This is a genomic window from gamma proteobacterium symbiont of Axiagastus rosmarus, assembly GCF_059730925.1.
The window spans coordinates 1660643-1674433 of the sequence record NZ_AP035925.1 but is presented as its reverse complement, the minus strand read 5'-3'; the positions used below and the strand labels follow the sequence as shown (position 1 = coordinate 1674433).

The 13791-nt window shown below is 61.4% G+C and carries 14 protein-coding genes; 2 read left to right on the top strand and 12 right to left on the bottom strand.

Annotated elements, in window-relative coordinates; all coding sequences use genetic code 11:
- Window positions 1-25: 25 nt before the first annotated feature.
- The 11 genes from phnC to phnF all read right to left on the bottom strand — a co-directional run bounded on the left by phnC (window position 26) and on the right by phnF (window position 8599).
- Window positions 26-853, bottom strand: a complete 828-nt coding sequence (phnC, locus tag AC6I8F_RS07665; protein WP_021509805.1) for a phosphonate ABC transporter ATP-binding protein — start codon at window positions 851-853, stop codon at window positions 26-28.
- An 80-nt stretch (window positions 854-933) separates the two neighbouring features.
- Window positions 934-1704, bottom strand: coding sequence for a phosphonate metabolism protein PhnP (gene phnP / locus AC6I8F_RS07660; RefSeq protein WP_264251526.1), 771 nt, complete (start codon window positions 1702-1704; stop codon window positions 934-936).
- Window positions 1701-2237 (bottom strand): ribose 1,5-bisphosphokinase, encoded by a 537-nt coding sequence (phnN, locus tag AC6I8F_RS07655; RefSeq protein ID WP_349844361.1) that lies wholly within the window; start codon window positions 2235-2237, stop codon window positions 1701-1703. The genes phnP and phnN overlap by 4 nt, the downstream gene beginning before the upstream one ends.
- The gene (gene phnM, locus AC6I8F_RS07650; RefSeq protein WP_021509802.1) at window positions 2237-3373 is read right to left on the bottom strand and encodes an alpha-D-ribose 1-methylphosphonate 5-triphosphate diphosphatase; all 1137 of its coding nucleotides are present in this window, start codon (window positions 3371-3373) and stop codon (window positions 2237-2239) included. Before phnM ends, phnN begins: the two co-directional genes overlap by 1 nt.
- Window positions 3370-4074, bottom strand: coding sequence for a phosphonate C-P lyase system protein PhnL (gene phnL, locus AC6I8F_RS07645; RefSeq protein WP_021509801.1), 705 nt, complete (start codon window positions 4072-4074; stop codon window positions 3370-3372). Before phnL ends, phnM begins: the two co-directional genes overlap by 4 nt.
- Window positions 4075-4196: 122 nt before the next feature.
- Window positions 4197-4958: a phosphonate C-P lyase system protein PhnK gene (gene phnK, locus AC6I8F_RS07640; protein WP_021509800.1), complete on the bottom strand. Its 762-nt coding sequence runs from the start codon at window positions 4956-4958 to the stop codon at window positions 4197-4199.
- Window positions 4948-5799 (bottom strand): alpha-D-ribose 1-methylphosphonate 5-phosphate C-P-lyase PhnJ, encoded by an 852-nt coding sequence (locus AC6I8F_RS07635; RefSeq protein ID WP_498028695.1) that lies wholly within the window; start codon window positions 5797-5799, stop codon window positions 4948-4950. Before AC6I8F_RS07635 ends, phnK begins: the two co-directional genes overlap by 11 nt.
- Window positions 5789-6865 carry a carbon-phosphorus lyase complex subunit gene (locus tag AC6I8F_RS07630; RefSeq protein ID WP_498028694.1) on the bottom strand — a complete coding sequence of 359 codons (1077 nt, stop codon included), beginning with the start codon at window positions 6863-6865 and terminating at the stop codon, window positions 5789-5791. The genes AC6I8F_RS07635 and AC6I8F_RS07630 overlap by 11 nt, the downstream gene beginning before the upstream one ends.
- Window positions 6865-7440, bottom strand: coding sequence for a phosphonate C-P lyase system protein PhnH (phnH, locus tag AC6I8F_RS07625; RefSeq protein WP_058774784.1), 576 nt, complete (start codon window positions 7438-7440; stop codon window positions 6865-6867). The genes AC6I8F_RS07630 and phnH overlap by 1 nt, the downstream gene beginning before the upstream one ends.
- Window positions 7437-7886 (bottom strand): phosphonate C-P lyase system protein PhnG, encoded by a 450-nt coding sequence (phnG, locus tag AC6I8F_RS07620; RefSeq protein WP_058757348.1) that lies wholly within the window; start codon window positions 7884-7886, stop codon window positions 7437-7439. The genes phnH and phnG overlap by 4 nt, the downstream gene beginning before the upstream one ends.
- A complete protein-coding gene (phnF, locus tag AC6I8F_RS07615; RefSeq protein WP_059012653.1) occupies window positions 7883-8599 on the bottom strand; it encodes a phosphonate metabolism transcriptional regulator PhnF in 717 nt (238 codons plus the stop codon). Before phnF ends, phnG begins: the two co-directional genes overlap by 4 nt.
- Before the next feature lie 312 nt (window positions 8600-8911).
- On the opposite strand from phnF, the gene AC6I8F_RS07610 reads away from it, so the two are divergent.
- Window positions 8912-11077: a putative bifunctional diguanylate cyclase/phosphodiesterase gene (locus AC6I8F_RS07610; RefSeq protein WP_222986470.1), complete on the top strand. Its 2166-nt coding sequence runs from the start codon at window positions 8912-8914 to the stop codon at window positions 11075-11077.
- A gap of 328 nt (window positions 11078-11405) precedes the next feature.
- Window positions 11406-11858 carry a transposase gene (locus AC6I8F_RS07605; protein WP_498028693.1) on the top strand — a complete coding sequence of 151 codons (453 nt, stop codon included), beginning with the start codon at window positions 11406-11408 and terminating at the stop codon, window positions 11856-11858.
- 68 nt (window positions 11859-11926) lie between these two features.
- On the opposite strand, the gene AC6I8F_RS07600 is transcribed toward AC6I8F_RS07605, so the two are convergent.
- A complete protein-coding gene (locus tag AC6I8F_RS07600; RefSeq protein ID WP_104093154.1) occupies window positions 11927-13708 on the bottom strand; it encodes a thiamine pyrophosphate-requiring protein in 1782 nt (593 codons plus the stop codon).
- Window positions 13709-13791 lie beyond the last annotated feature (83 nt).

Sequence of the window (13791 nt, the reverse complement as noted above, 5' to 3'; positions counted from 1 at the left end):
GTGAGATTTTCTCTTGCCGTGGGAGTTAGTGGAGCTGGTTAATTTCGTCGCCGTACAGCGCATGCAGCAGGCTGTCGGTCAACTGAGCAGGATGACCATCAAACAGCACCTTGCCGCGCTGAATGCCGATCACCCGGGTGCAATACTGCTGCACCAGTTCAATCGAGTGCAGGTTGACCATCACGCTGATGCCCTGCTCGCTCACCTGGCGCAGCACATCCATGATGCGTTTGGTATTTTTGGGATCGAGCGACGCCACCGGCTCGTCGGCCAGCAGGATTTTCGGACGCTGCATCAGCGCGCGGCAGATGGCGACGCGCTGCATCTGGCCACCGGACAGATTCTCCGCGCGCTGCAGCGCCTGCGGCAGCATGTTCATCCACTGCAGCAGTTCAATGGCCTGCGCACGGTCGGTGTCGGAGAAGATTTTGAAAAAGGATTTCAGCGTTGAGGTCTGGCTGAGCCGGCCCAGCAGCACGTTGGTCAGCACGTCGAGGCGCGGCACCAGGCAGAAGTCCTGAAAGATCATGCCGCACTCGCTGCGCCATTCGCGCATCTGCCGGCTGTTGAGCGTCACCACATCGCGGTCCGCCTCGCCGTGACGCATGCTGAGAATCGCGCCTTCGCTGCTGGCAATGGTGCCGTTCAGCATATGCAGCAGGGTCGATTTGCCTGCGCCCGAGCGGCCGATTACCGCCACCAGCTCGCCCGCATGCAGATCGAAACTGACATCATCCAGCACGCGGTTATCACCGAAGGCTTTGCACAGCCCCTGCACCGACAGCACCTTGTCGCCATGGCGCTGGGCAGGATGTGCATTGTCGACGACGGTTTTGAGTAGTGCCTGTGCCATGTTGCGCTCCATCTCTTCTGAGGTGTTGATTGCCCGTTATTACGGACACTGGCGATGAAGGTCTGATGACAGAACCATGATTAAACGGTGACAGCGTCGCGCAAACCGACAGCAATCTGCTGGCCATCGAACGGTACGCTGACGTTTTCCGGTAACCCATTGTCCAGCAACCAGTTATCCATCTCATGTGACAGGTGCACCAGCCATGCCTGGCGCGGAGCCAGCCGGGCCACGATGTCCAGTGCGCGGGTGACGTCGTTGTGATTACCCACCGCGGCGCGCGGCGCATCGTTGCAGTCGATCACCAGCTGATCGAGCGGCTGGCCCTGCAGGAAATCGGCGGTGTCCGGTGGCAAACCACAGGTGTCGCACAGCCACGCCAGCCGCGTGCCATGCCAGTCGAACAGGTAGCCGTAAGTCAGCCGCGAATGCTGCAGTGGCAGCGCCGTCACCTGCAGGGCGCCGAAGCTGTGCGCGACAAAAGGCGTCAGCGCCGGGCGAAACGCCAGCAGGCCGGGATGCTTAAACAGATCGTCGCAGCCCTTTTCATCCGGTGGCGCCCACACCGGAATCGACGCGCCCCGGCCCCAGCGCAGACTGAACAGGCCGGCCACGTGATCCATGTGGAAATGCGTCAGCAGAATGCGGCTCAGCTCACCGGGCTGGAAGCGCTGATGCAGATCGGGCAGACCGGCATCGAGCAGGATGCGCTCGCGACCGGTGTCGATCAGCGCGCTGGTGGCGTGACGCGCATAGCGTGGCTGCTGCCGGGCGCGTTCACAGGCGCGACAGTCGCAGCCGAACAGCGGCGCGGCCTGCACGCCGCCCGTACCGAGAAAGGTCAGATTCATGGCGGATGCTCCAGTAACTGGCGCAGCTGATGGAGCGTGTCGATCAGCACGCCGTCGTTGTTGAGCGCGTGGCAGTGGGCAGGCAGCGGTTCTGCCGCGCGCGCCAGCCGTCGCTGAATGTCAGCTTCACTTTCGCGCCCGCGCTGGCGCAGCCGTGCCGCCAGCACGGCCGGCGAGACCTGCAGTACCAGCGGCAGCAACTGCTCGCCGTAGTGCTGACGCACGACTGGCAGATGCAGACGTGAACCGTTGACCAGCACGTTGAGACCGCGCGCCAGCCAGTGGTCAATCTCCTCGCCGAGCGCGTAGCTCAGGCCGTGTGCGCGCCAGCTGATGGCGAACAGGCCGAGCGCTTCCCGCCGGCGGAATTCGGCTTCACTCAGCGCCACGTGGTTTTCACCGCCGGCATCGGCCGGCCGCGTGATATAGCGATGGGCGATCACCAGCTTGTCCGGCGGCGCCTCGCGCAGCGCGTTCAGCAGGCTGTCTTTACCCGAGCCCGAGGGCCCGGTCAGCCAGATGAGGCGAGCCATCAGAACACCAGCCTGCCCTGTGACCAGACGTGGCGAATGTGCACATGACCGTGATCGGTGTGTGCCAGCACCAGATCGGCGCGCAGCCCTTCCGCAATCGTGCCGCGATCGTGCAGGCCAATCGCCTGTGCCGGGTTGCGCGTGACCAGCGCCGCCGCCTGCGGTAGCGTCAGCGCATTACGCTCGTCGGCCACCAGGCGGAATACCGCATCCAGCAGGCTGGCCGGATAGTAATCCGACGAGAGGATGTCCAGCAGACCGTGGCTGGCCAGCTGCCACGCCGCGACATTGCCGGAGTGCGATCCGCCGCGCACAATGTTGGGCGCACCCATCAGCACCCGCATGCCGCAGTCGCGCGAGGCGCGAGCCGCTTCCAGCGTGGTGGGAAACTCGGCAATGGCGCTGCCAACAGCGTGTGACTCCGCAACGTGCGCCGCCGTGGCATCATCGTGGCTGGCAACCGGAATACCGCGCGCCTGGCACAGGCCAGCGATGGCGTTACGGTTCGGCGTGGAAAATTCGGCAGCCAGCGCCAGCTGTTCGCGCTCAAACTGATCCATCTGCTCATCGTTGAGCTGATATTTGCCCTGATAGTAGGTGCGATACATCTCCAGCGACGCATACTGGCGCTGGCCCGGCGAATGATCCATCAGCGACACCAATGACAGCTCCGGGGTGCTCATCAGCGCTTCAAACAGCGGCAGCGTGGTGTGATGGGGTAACTCACAGCGCAGGTGCAGCTGGTGGTCGGCGCGGTTGATACCCTTGCGGTTGCTGTCCTGAATCGCCGTAATCATTTTGCTCAGGTTTTCAAGGCGATGACCGCCGTCGCGCACGTCACCGACGCCGATGGCATCCAGCACCGTGGTGATGCCGCTGGCGACCATCAGTGCATCGTGGCTGCTCATCGCCGAATGCGCCGGCCAGTCAACTTTAGGCCGTGGCGTGAAGAATTTATCGAGGTTGTCGGTATGCAGCTCGACCAGCCCCGGCAGCAAAAACGCGTTCCCGCCGTCCAGCGCGCCCGGCTGCTGACTGCCGCTGTCGCTGAAGCTGGCGATCCGGCCACCGCGCATCTCCAGCGATCCGCTGACGACCTCATTTTCCAGCACCAGCCGGACATTATTCACGATCATGCCTGTTCTCCTGTGTGCAGCGGCTGCATGACGTGCAGGCGGTCGGCCACCCGGGCGCGCACCGCTTCGTCATGGAAAATACCTACGATAGCGGCGCCGCGGGCGCGCGCCTGTTCAATCAGCTCCACCACCGCCGCGCTGTTAGCGCTGTCAAGTGACGCCGTGGGTTCATCCAGCAGCAGCACCGGATAGTCAGCGATAAAGCCGCGTGCGATGTTAACGCGCTGCTGTTCCCCGCCGGAGAAGGTCGAGGGAGCCAGCGACCACAGGCGCTGCGGCACGTTAAGACGCGTCAGCAGTTCGCGGGCGCGCTGTTCACAGCGGGCGCGTTCGACGCCGCGCTCCAGCAGCGGCTGCATGACAATCTCCAGCGTCGGTACGCGCGGAATCACGCGCAGAAACTGGCTGACCCAGCCGACGGTGTCACGGCGGATCGCCAGCATCTGACGCGCCGGTGCCTGTGCCAGATCGACCCACTGGCCATGATGCTGCAGCCAGATGTGGCCGCTGTTGGCCTGATAGTTACCGTACAGCGCACGCAGCAGCGTGGATTTACCGCTGCCGGAGCGCCCGTGCAGCACCACGCATTCGCCGGCGGCCACCTCAAGGCTGGCGTGCTGCAGCACCGGCAGCTCGGCGCTGTTCTGGTTGTGCAGCACAAAGGTTTTGCTGAGATTCTCTACGCGCAAAATGGGTTGCATGTTGATGTCCTGAATGTTTTGACCACTGATCCCCGCAGCACGGTCGCCATTAATGGCGACCCTACACACCACGCGGGTAGCAGACCTGTAGGGTGCGCATTAATGCGCACCGCCAGCGTGTTCTATGCCAGCACCGATGAAACCAGCAGCTGGGTGTACGGATGGTGCGGATCGTCGAGCACCCGGTCGGTGAGTCCGCTCTCCACCACTTTGCCCTGCTTCATCACCAGCAGGCGGTGCGCCAGCAGACGCGCGACGCCGAGATCGTGGGTGACGATAATCACCGCCAGATTCAGTTCGCGTACCAGCGTGCGTAGCAGATCCAGCAGGCGCGCCTGTACCGAAACATCCAGCCCGCCGGTCGGCTCATCCATAAACACCAGCGTCGGCTGCGTCACCAGGTTGCGCGCAATCTGCAAACGCTGCTGCATACCGCCGGAAAAGGTGGTGGGCAGATCGTCGATGCGGTTGGCCGGAATTTCGACGTCCTGCAGCCAGCGCAGTGCCTCGTTACGGATGTCGCCGTAATGGCGCTGTCCAATCGCCATCAGACGCTCACCAATATTGCCGCCCGCCGTCACCTGCGGACGCAGGCCATCCAGCGGATGCTGATGCACCACGCCCCACTCGGTGCGCAGTAACCGCCGGCGCTCGCTCTCGCTGAGCTGATACAGATCGCGGCCGCGATAAAGAATGTTGCCCTGCTGGGGCGCCAGACGCGCCGACAGGCTGCGCAGCAGCGTGGTTTTCCCCGAGCCGGATTCACCGACAATCCCCAGCACCTCGCCGGGATAGAGCGCAAAACTGACGTCTTCAAAACCTTTGCCCGGCGCGTAGAGGTGCGTCAGGTTATTGACCGCGAGCAGCGGCTGTTCACTGTGCATGCTGTTGTTCCTGATGCTGGTGGCAAAAATCGGTATCGGAGCAGACAAACATGCGCGTACCGGCATCATCCATCACCACTTCGTCGAGATAGCTGTGGCGCGAACCGCACAGCGCACAGGGTTGTTCCCAGCTCTGCACGCTGAACGGGTGATCGTCGAAATCAAGACTTTCCACTTTGGTGTAGGGCGGCAGCGCATAAATGCGTTTTTCACGTCCGGCACCAAACAGCTGCAGTGCCGGCATCATGTGCATCTTCGGGTTGTCGAATTTGGGAATCGGCGACGGATCCATCACGTAGCGATCATTAACCTTCACCGGATAGGCATAGGTGGTAGCGATATGGCCGTAGCGGGCGATATCTTCATACAGCTTGACCTGCATGATGCCGTACTCCTCCAGCGCGTGCATGGTGCGGGTTTCGGTCTCACGCGGTTCGATAAAGCGCAGCGGCTCCGGGATCGGCACCTGGAAAATCAGCACCTGATCCTCTTCAAGCGGCGTCTCCGGAATGCGGTGCCGCGTCTGGATCAGCGTGGCGTCTTTGGTGGCTTCGGTGGTTGCCGCCCCGCTGACGCGCTGGAAGAAGCGCCGGATGGAAACCGCATTGGTGGTGTCATCCGCGCCCTGATCGATCACTTTCAGCACGTCGCTGTCGCCAATGATGCTGGCGGTGATCTGAATGCCGCCGGTGCCCCAGCCATACGGCATCGGCATTTCGCCGCCGGCAAACGGCACCTGATAGCCGGGAATCGCCACCGCTTTCAGAATGGCGCGGCGGATGGTGCGCTTGGTCTGCTCATCCAGATAGCCGTTGTTGTAGCCGGTTAATTCACTCATCATTCTGCTCCTGATGCTGTTGGCGCAGCCGCTGCAGCAGCTCCAGCTCCGCCTGAAAATCCACGTAGTGCGGCAGTTTCAGGTGCGAGACAAAGCCGGCGGCTTCGACGTTATCGGCGTGCGCCAGTACGAACTCTTCGTCCTGCGCCGGCCCGGCAATGCGCTCCTGATACTCGGGTGCCTGCAGCGCACGGTCCACCAGCGCCATCGCCATCGCCTTACGCTCTGCGCGTCCGAACACCAGACCATAGCCGCGGGTAAAGTGTGGGGCGCTGTCGCCCTGGGTGGTGAAGCCGTTGACCATTTCGCATTCGCTCAGCAGGATCTCGCCAATTTCAATCTCAAAACCCAGCTCTTCGGGGCAGATCGACACGCTGAGATAGCCGGTGCGGATTTCACCTGCAAACGGATGGTTGCGGCCATAGCCGCGCTGGGTCGAATAGCCAAGCGCCAGCAGAAACCCTTCGTCGCCGCGCACCAGCTGCTGTAAGCGGGCAGCGCGTGACGCCGGATAACCCGGCGGCTGGCGCGTGATGTCACACGGCTCGCTGCCGTCATCCTCTTCACGCGCAGCCAGCCCTTCACGCGTCATCATGCTGAACACATGCGGGCAACGCTGCGCCAGCGCCTGATCGTCACGCGCGGCGGCCGGCGTTTCGCCGTTGGCCAGCAGGGTAAAATCCAGCAGGCGGTGGCTGTAGTCATAGGTCGGGCCCAGCACCTGACCACCGGGCAGATCTTTGTAAACTGCCGAGATGCGGCGCTCGATGCGCATTTCCGCGGTTTCCAGCGCCAGGCTGTCCGCGAGGCGCGGCAGCGTGGTGCGGTAGGCGCGCAGCAGGAAAATCGCCTCGACCAAATCACCACTGGCCTGTTTGATGGCTAAGGCCGCCAGCTGTGTGTCAAAGATGCCGCCTTCGGTCATCACCCGGTCCACCGCCAGCCCCAGCTGTTGCGCCACCTGATCGCAGCCCAGCTCCGCGACGCTGCGATCGCCACGGCGCAGATCGGCCTGCAGCTGATGGGCGCTGGCAATCGCCTTTTCGCCCCCTTTCACGGCTACATACATCAGCACACCTCCACGTCGGTGGTGCGTGGCAGCGCCATCATCGCTTCACCGCAGGTGAAAATCAGATCCACCCCCTGCGGGAACGGATGCGGGCGCTCACGCAGATAGGTCAGAATGGCGGCCGGCAGTTGCGGCGCGATGGCGCGCGGCTCACGCAGGCCGGGCCCGGAGAGGCGCAGCGTCAGCCCGCCGTTGAGCGACGGCACTTCAACAATCAGCGTGGTGCTCTTCTCAGGGGACAGATTGTCACCGGCAGCGAAGCAGGCGGGATCGGGATTGGCCGCCGCGTGGGTCAGCGCAAACGGGGCATCGCGCTCATCGACAATCGGTACGCCGGTGTGAAAGCGCAGGTTGCTGCGCAGGATATCGCTGTCCACGCGGCGATCCAGCCACAGCGCGCTCTCCTGATCGACCAGCGTCAGCAACACCGCCGTTGCGGCCGGGGAGAGATCGCCCCAGCCCTGCGCCAGCGGCAGCGAGACCATCACGCCCGGCTCGCTCATCGCTTTGAGAATGCGGCGGAAGGCGCGCTGGGCGTCGGCAACCGGATGGTTAAAACTTGCCAGTAATGTCATTCGTTATCTCCGCGAACCAGCGTAAAGAAATCCACTTTGGAGCTGGCGATCTCCCGCGCGCGCAGCTGGCGCTGCTCTTCACGCAGTGCCGCCAGCGGGGCAATAATTTTTTCCTGCAGCAGCGCCTGGGTTTCCGGCTGTTGCAGCAGCGCATCAATCAGCGCGCAGCGTTCGGCATGCGCCTTATCGCGCCCCAGCACATAGCTAAAACCCAGCGTGCCGTCGTGCAGTCTGATCACCGCGCGGGTGACGGTGGCATCGCCCATGACGAAGCGTTTCCCGCTGCCGCCCATGCGCGCCTGCAGACGGGTTAAACCGGTTTCCGCCGGGCGCAGGCGCTCGAAGGCGGGTGTAAGCTGTAGCGACTGCCAGTGGCTGGCCAGCGCGCTGGCTTCACTGTGCGCCAGCACCGAAAGCCAGTGCTGACGGGCGGTTTGCTGTTTCATTGGTGCTCCAGAGTGAGTTCAATCATGTCGCCACGCGTCAGGCTGACGGAGTACTCCGCCACCTGACCGTCCGGCTGTGTATTCAGGGTGCGCACGCACAGCAGCGGCGCGTGCAGCGTAATCTCCAGCTGTTTGCACTCTTTGGCCTGTGCGCGGCGGGTACTGATGCGGGTCTGACGGCGACTCAACTGCAGGCCGAGCTGCTGCTGCATGAAGTCGTGCAGGGAACCGTGCTGGAACGTCTGCAGCGCCGGCCACCAGCACAGGTCGGGCAGATAGTGGTTGATCACGCACACCGGCACGCCGTTGACGCGGCGCAGGGTGCGTAAGTGAATGACGCTGGCGCCCTCGTCACTGCCCAGCGCGGCGGCCACGTCGCTGCTGGCCGGACGCAGTACCGCCAGCAGCCGTTCGCTGGTGGGATGACTGCCCTGCTCCAGCAGGTTCTGGCTAAAGCGCGCCTGGGCATGCAGCGGGTAGTCGTACGGGCGCATCAGCACCAGGATGCCGACGCCATGGCGCCGCTGCAGCAGGCCTTTGTTCACCAGCTCATCTACGGCCCGGCGCAGCGTGTGGCGATTGACGGCGTAGTGATCGGCCAGCTGCTGTTCTGACGGCAGATAATCGCCGCAGCGATAGCGCTCCTGCAGCGCCTGCTCCAGCTGGGCGGCAACCGCCTGATAGACAGTGGTCGGATGTCTGGATATCTCCATCACGCTCAATACCTCATTCGCTTCAGGTTGAGGGGCGCAGCGGAAGAGGCTGCGGAATGGCGACTACAGTGCGGGAGACAGATGACAGTGCCGTGACGGCTCAGTGACGTACGGATGAATTTGCTTTAAGGCAGCAGGATGGCAGCCAGACGGCGACCAATTCAATAAAATCCACTTAACTGTTACCTTTGTGACTAAGCGCAAAAAAATCGCGTGCAGTTTCACGCCTTTAACGCTTCCCTTACCGGATGCAGGCTGCGTAAATTCTGCTAATTTAATCAGTAAGCCCTGCCCGGAGCGCGAAACCTTAAAATGATAAACACCTTCAAACTTTCGCACGGTTTTCGCCGCAATTTTTTGCGCGAAGTGATCCTGCCGCTGGTGGCGATTTTGCTGCTGACTTTTCTCGGTGCCGGTTTCGGCCTGTTCTGGAGCACCTCGGCCACCAACCATGAGGCGCGCGAGCAGCAGCAGCGGATGATCGCTGCCTCGTTCAATCAGAGCCTGAGTGAACATCTGCGCCAGCTGCGCAGCCTGACGCGCTGGTCCCCGCTTGCCGATCAACTGGCGCAGCCGCAGCCTGACAGCGACTGGCTGAATCAAAACGTCGGTAGCTGGCTGTACGATATGTTTGATCATCAGCTGATTGTGCTGCTTGACCGCACCAATCAGCCGACCGCCGTGTGGCGCAACGGCCAGCCGGTGGCGGATCTGCGCATCGGGCCGTACCTGCGCGATCTGTTGCAGACGCCACTGGTGCAAAGCAGTGATGAGGTACCCGGTCCGGCCGACCGCGCAGATTTTGTGCGCATCGGCCAGCGTGCGGCAGCGCTGGCGGTGGGCGATATCAGCAGCACGCGCGAGGCCGGGCGCTACCGGCTGGTGAGTATTAAGTTTCTTGATGATGGCTATCTGCGCAACCTGTCTGAACGCAGCCAGCTGCGGCAGCTCTTCTTTAGCGATGGCGTACCGCAGAACGAACACAAAGCGCGCTATCCGCTGACCTCGCGTCAGGGCGATATCGTCGGCTACCTCAGCTGGGATCCGGACAAGCCGGGCGCGCAGATGTTGCGTACCCTCGGCCCTTCCACGCTGATTTCGGTGCTGCTGATCACCCTGCTGTGTCTGTTTATGGTGCGGCGCATCTGGACTTCCTCGCTCGATTTATCGCAGTCGCTGCTGAAGCTCGGGGCCAGCGAGGCGCAGGCGCAGCATCTGGCGTTTCACGATGTGCTGACCGGGCTGCCGAACCGGGCGCTGGTTGAAGATCGGCTGACTCAGGCACTGGCCGCCGCGACCCGTCACGACCAGCGCGTGGCGCTGCTGCTGCTGGATCTGGATCGCTTCAAAATCATTAACGATACCTGGGGCCATCACGCCGGCGATGACCTGATTATCGAGGTGGCGCGCCGCCTGAGTCACCTGGTGCGCGCCAGCGATACCGTCGGGCGTATTGGCGGCGATGAATTTATCATCGTGATGCCGGAAGTAGAGAATATCGGTCAGGTGCAGGCGCTGGCGCAGCGCATCATCGCCGCGCTGGGCGAGCCGTATCAGCTGGTGGGCAACGAACTGTGGGTTGGCGTCAGCATTGGCCTGGCGCTGGCACCCCGCGATGGCATTGACCGGCTGGAGCTGATGCGCAAAGCCGACATAGCGCTGTACGAGGCGAAAAATGGCGGACGCGGCCAGTATCGTCAGTTTGAAAAGGTGATGGATGAATCGCTGCGCACGCGGCAGCAGATAGCGGCGGATCTGCGTCAGGCGCTGGTCACGTACGACGGTCTGGCGGTGTGGTATCAGCCGCTGATGGAGATCAGCGGCCAGCAGATTGTCGGACTGGAAGCGCTGCTGCGCTGGCATCATCCGCAGCGCGGCGATGTGTCGCCTGCGGACTTTATCGCCATCGCCGAAGAGACCGGCATGATTATTCCGCTGGGCGAATGGGTGCTGCGCGAGGCCTGCAAAACCGCCCTGAAGTTACCGCAGGTGATTGTGGCGGTGAACGTTTCGCCGGTGCAGTTCCGCGCCAGCGGGTTTGTCGAACGCATGATTGAGATTGTGCAGTCGGAAGGTGCCGATCCGCAGCGGCTGGAGCTGGAAATCACCGAAGGCGTGTTGATTGAGGATGAACACGAAGCGCGCAACAGCATCATCGCGCTGCGCGACGCCGGGTTCCGTATCGCGCTGGATGATTTCGGCACCGGTTATTCGAGCCTGAATTATCTCAGCACGTTTCCGGTCGACAAGATTAAAATCGACCGGTCGTTTACCCAGTCGCTGGGCGTGGCGGAGAATTCCACCGCGATTGTTGAATCCGTGGTGCGCCTCGGCCACGCCATGGGCCTGACCGTCACCGCCGAAGGCGTCGAAACCGAGGGCCAGAAAAACGCGCTGGCCGATGCCGGGTGTAATGAGCTGCAGGGATATTTGTTCAGCCGGGCGGTGCCGTTGAGCGAGATTGAGCGGATGGTGTGAGGGGAGTACGGCGTTCAATTTGTTTGTTTTTGTCCTGGTGCGCATAAATGCGCACCCTACAAAACCTTGTACCGTCCTGTGGGTTTGCCATTTACGGCGACCAAACACAACCCCGCACCGTCCTGTGGGTTTGCCATTTACGGCGACCAAACACAATCCCTACCCTGTAGGGTCGCCATTTATGGCGACCTGGTAAAACCCCGCACTCATCTAAAAATAACCCATTCATCGCGCTCTGAATATCTGGAATGCAACTCCCAACGTTCCCCTCTTCTAATGGCTTTACGCAAATAAAAGGAGCACATTCTTTTTGCACAAGGAGGTCATAATGAAAAATCGCAAATATCCCCGCCTGAAGCATTATAATTATCGTTCGGCAGGCGCCTATTTTTTAACGCTGGTGTGTCATCAGCGTCGCTCCTTATTTGGCGATATACATCATGGCATAATGATAGCCTCGCCTTTAGGGAATATCGTTATCTCCGCCTGGAACGAGGTTCCGCGCCGGACGCGTTTCGCCACGCTTGATACATTTGCGCTGATGCCCAATCACTTCCATGCCATCCTGTGGTTACAGGAACGTAATGAACGATCCATCAATCAAATAATTAATTTGTTTAAAGGCGGCGTCACGCGTCAGGCAGGATATAAAATCTGGCAACGCAGCTTCTACGATCGCGTTATCCGCAATGAAAACGAATTACTGCATATACGACAATATATTATGGATAATGCAAAACGGTGGGAATCAGATCGATTCTATATTCCAGGTGCGCATTAATGCGCACCCTACAGTGAAACAGTAAATATTTAGCCCGGCGTTATCCCGGGCATAAACAGGACAGCGCGCTAACCCTTGCTGTGCAGCAACTGGCTGGCGGTGTCGCTAATCACCTGCGCCATGCCGCGGTCGCCCTTCGCCATTGACGACATGAAAGCTTTGGCCTGCTTAAGTGTGATATGCGGCGGCAGCGGGGCCACTTCCGGATCGGTTTTCACCTCCAGCACTACCGGTCGGGTGGCGCTGAGCGCCTGCTGCCACGCCGCCGCCAGGTCTTCGGGCCGGTCGACATAGATGCCCTGCAAACCGAGGCTATCGGCAAAGCGCGCATATTGCACGTCCGGCAACTGCTGCGAAGCTTCAAAGCGTGGATTGCCTTCCATCACCCGCTGTTCCCAGGTGACCTGATTAAGATCCTGATTATTGAACACGCAGACAATCAGGCGCGGATCGGCCCACTGCTGCCAGTATTTCTGAATGGTGATCAGTTCGGCGAGGTTGTTCATCTGCATCGCCCCGTCGCCCACCAGCGCCACCACTGGCTGAGTGGGAAAGGCAAATTTCGCGGCGATAGCAAACGGGACGGCAGCGCCCATGCAAGCCAGCCCACCCGACAGCGTGGCGCGCTGGCCCTGCTTCACCCGATAATCGCGCGCAAACCAGTTGGCGCAGGAGCCCGAGTCCGAGGTGACAATTGCATCTTCCGGCAGCTGCGGGGACATCTCCCACACCACACGCTGCGGATTGACCGGGTTGGCGGGCGCCATGGCGCGCTGTTCCATCAACGTCCACCAGTCACGCACCTGCACCGCGATCTCCTCCTGCCAGTGGCGATCCGCTTTATGGGTCAGTAACGGCAGCAGCGCGCGCAGGGTTTCTGCCGCGTCGCCGTGCAGGTTGACCTCGCACGGATAGCGCAGCCCCAGCATCGCCGGATCGATATCGATTTGTACCGCGCGCACTTTACCTTCCGGCGGCAGAAACTCGGTCCACGGAAAACCGCTGCCAATCATCAGTAAAGTGTCGCAATTCTGCATCAGCTCCCACGACGGTTTGGTGCCGAGCAGGCCGATCGAACCGGTGACAAAAGGCGCATCGTCCGGCAGCACGTCTTTGCCCAGCAGCGCTTTGGCCACGCCCGCGCCGAGCACATTGGCAATCTGCACCACTTCAACCGCAGCACCGCGCGCACCGGCGCCAATCAATATCGCAACTTTTTTGCCGGCGTTAAGCACTTCTGCGGCGCGCCGCAAATCCTCGTCGTAGGGCACAATCTTCGGCCGCTGATAGCCCGGCCCGGAATGGGTAAATCCGTGCGCATGCTGCGGTGGCTGCCAGTTCTCATCCTGCAGATCTTTCGGCAGGATGATCACCGCGACGCCGTTCTGCGCTTTGGCAATGCGCACGCCGCGATCGACCAGATGCTGAACCTGCGCCGGCGCCGCTGCTTCCTGCACGAAGTTCGCCACATCGGCGAAGATGCGGTCCAGATTCATCTCCTGCTGGTAGCTGGCGCCGCGTGCGGTGGTTTCTGCCTGGCCGGCAATCGCCAGCACCGGCGCGTGATCCATTTTGGCATCGTACAGGCCGGTCAGCAGATGGGTGGCACCGGGGCCGCCGGTTGACAGACAGACGCCGAGCTCACCGGTAAATTTGGCGTGACCAGCAGCCATAAAGGCCGCCATCTCTTCATGTCGCACCTGAATAAATTCGATGCCTGCACCGGCTTTATTGGCCCGCTGGATAGCGCCCAGCACGCCGTTGATGCCATCGCCCGGATAGCCATAAATGCGCGTGACGCCCCATGCCTGCAGGCGTTCAACAAAGAAATCGCTGGTTTTCTTGCTCATGACGGGCTCTCCCTTAGACGTTTACAATAAACGTTAAGGGTAGCCGACGAAATGGAATGTGACAGATTACGCCTGTTCGGCGA

Coding starts and splice junctions, on each gene's coding strand:
- AC6I8F_RS07600 (WP_104093154.1), bottom strand. CDS start 13,708: ATGAGCAAGAAAACCAGCGATTTCTTTGTTGAACGCCTGCAGGCATGG.
- AC6I8F_RS07610 (WP_222986470.1), top strand. CDS start 8,912: ATGATAAACACCTTCAAACTTTCGCACGGTTTTCGCCGCAATTTTTTG.
- phnN (WP_349844361.1), bottom strand. CDS start 2,237: ATGGCTCGCCTCATCTGGCTGACCGGGCCCTCGGGCTCGGGTAAAGAC.
- AC6I8F_RS07605 (WP_498028693.1), top strand. CDS start 11,406: ATGAAAAATCGCAAATATCCCCGCCTGAAGCATTATAATTATCGTTCG.
- phnK (WP_021509800.1), bottom strand. CDS start 4,958: ATGCACAGTGAACAGCCGCTGCTCGCGGTCAATAACCTGACGCACCTC.
- phnC (WP_021509805.1), bottom strand. CDS start 853: ATGGCACAGGCACTACTCAAAACCGTCGTCGACAATGCACATCCTGCC.
- phnP (WP_264251526.1), bottom strand. CDS start 1,704: ATGAATCTGACCTTTCTCGGTACGGGCGGCGTGCAGGCCGCGCCGCTG.
- phnL (WP_021509801.1), bottom strand. CDS start 4,074: ATGCAACCCATTTTGCGCGTAGAGAATCTCAGCAAAACCTTTGTGCTG.
- phnG (WP_058757348.1), bottom strand. CDS start 7,886: ATGAAACAGCAAACCGCCCGTCAGCACTGGCTTTCGGTGCTGGCGCAC.
- phnF (WP_059012653.1), bottom strand. CDS start 8,599: ATGGAGATATCCAGACATCCGACCACTGTCTATCAGGCGGTTGCCGCC.
- phnH (WP_058774784.1), bottom strand. CDS start 7,440: ATGACATTACTGGCAAGTTTTAACCATCCGGTTGCCGACGCCCAGCGC.
- AC6I8F_RS07630 (WP_498028694.1), bottom strand. CDS start 6,865: ATGTATGTAGCCGTGAAAGGGGGCGAAAAGGCGATTGCCAGCGCCCAT.
- phnM (WP_021509802.1), bottom strand. CDS start 3,373: ATGATCGTGAATAATGTCCGGCTGGTGCTGGAAAATGAGGTCGTCAGC.
- AC6I8F_RS07635 (WP_498028695.1), bottom strand. CDS start 5,799: ATGATGAGTGAATTAACCGGCTACAACAACGGCTATCTGGATGAGCAG.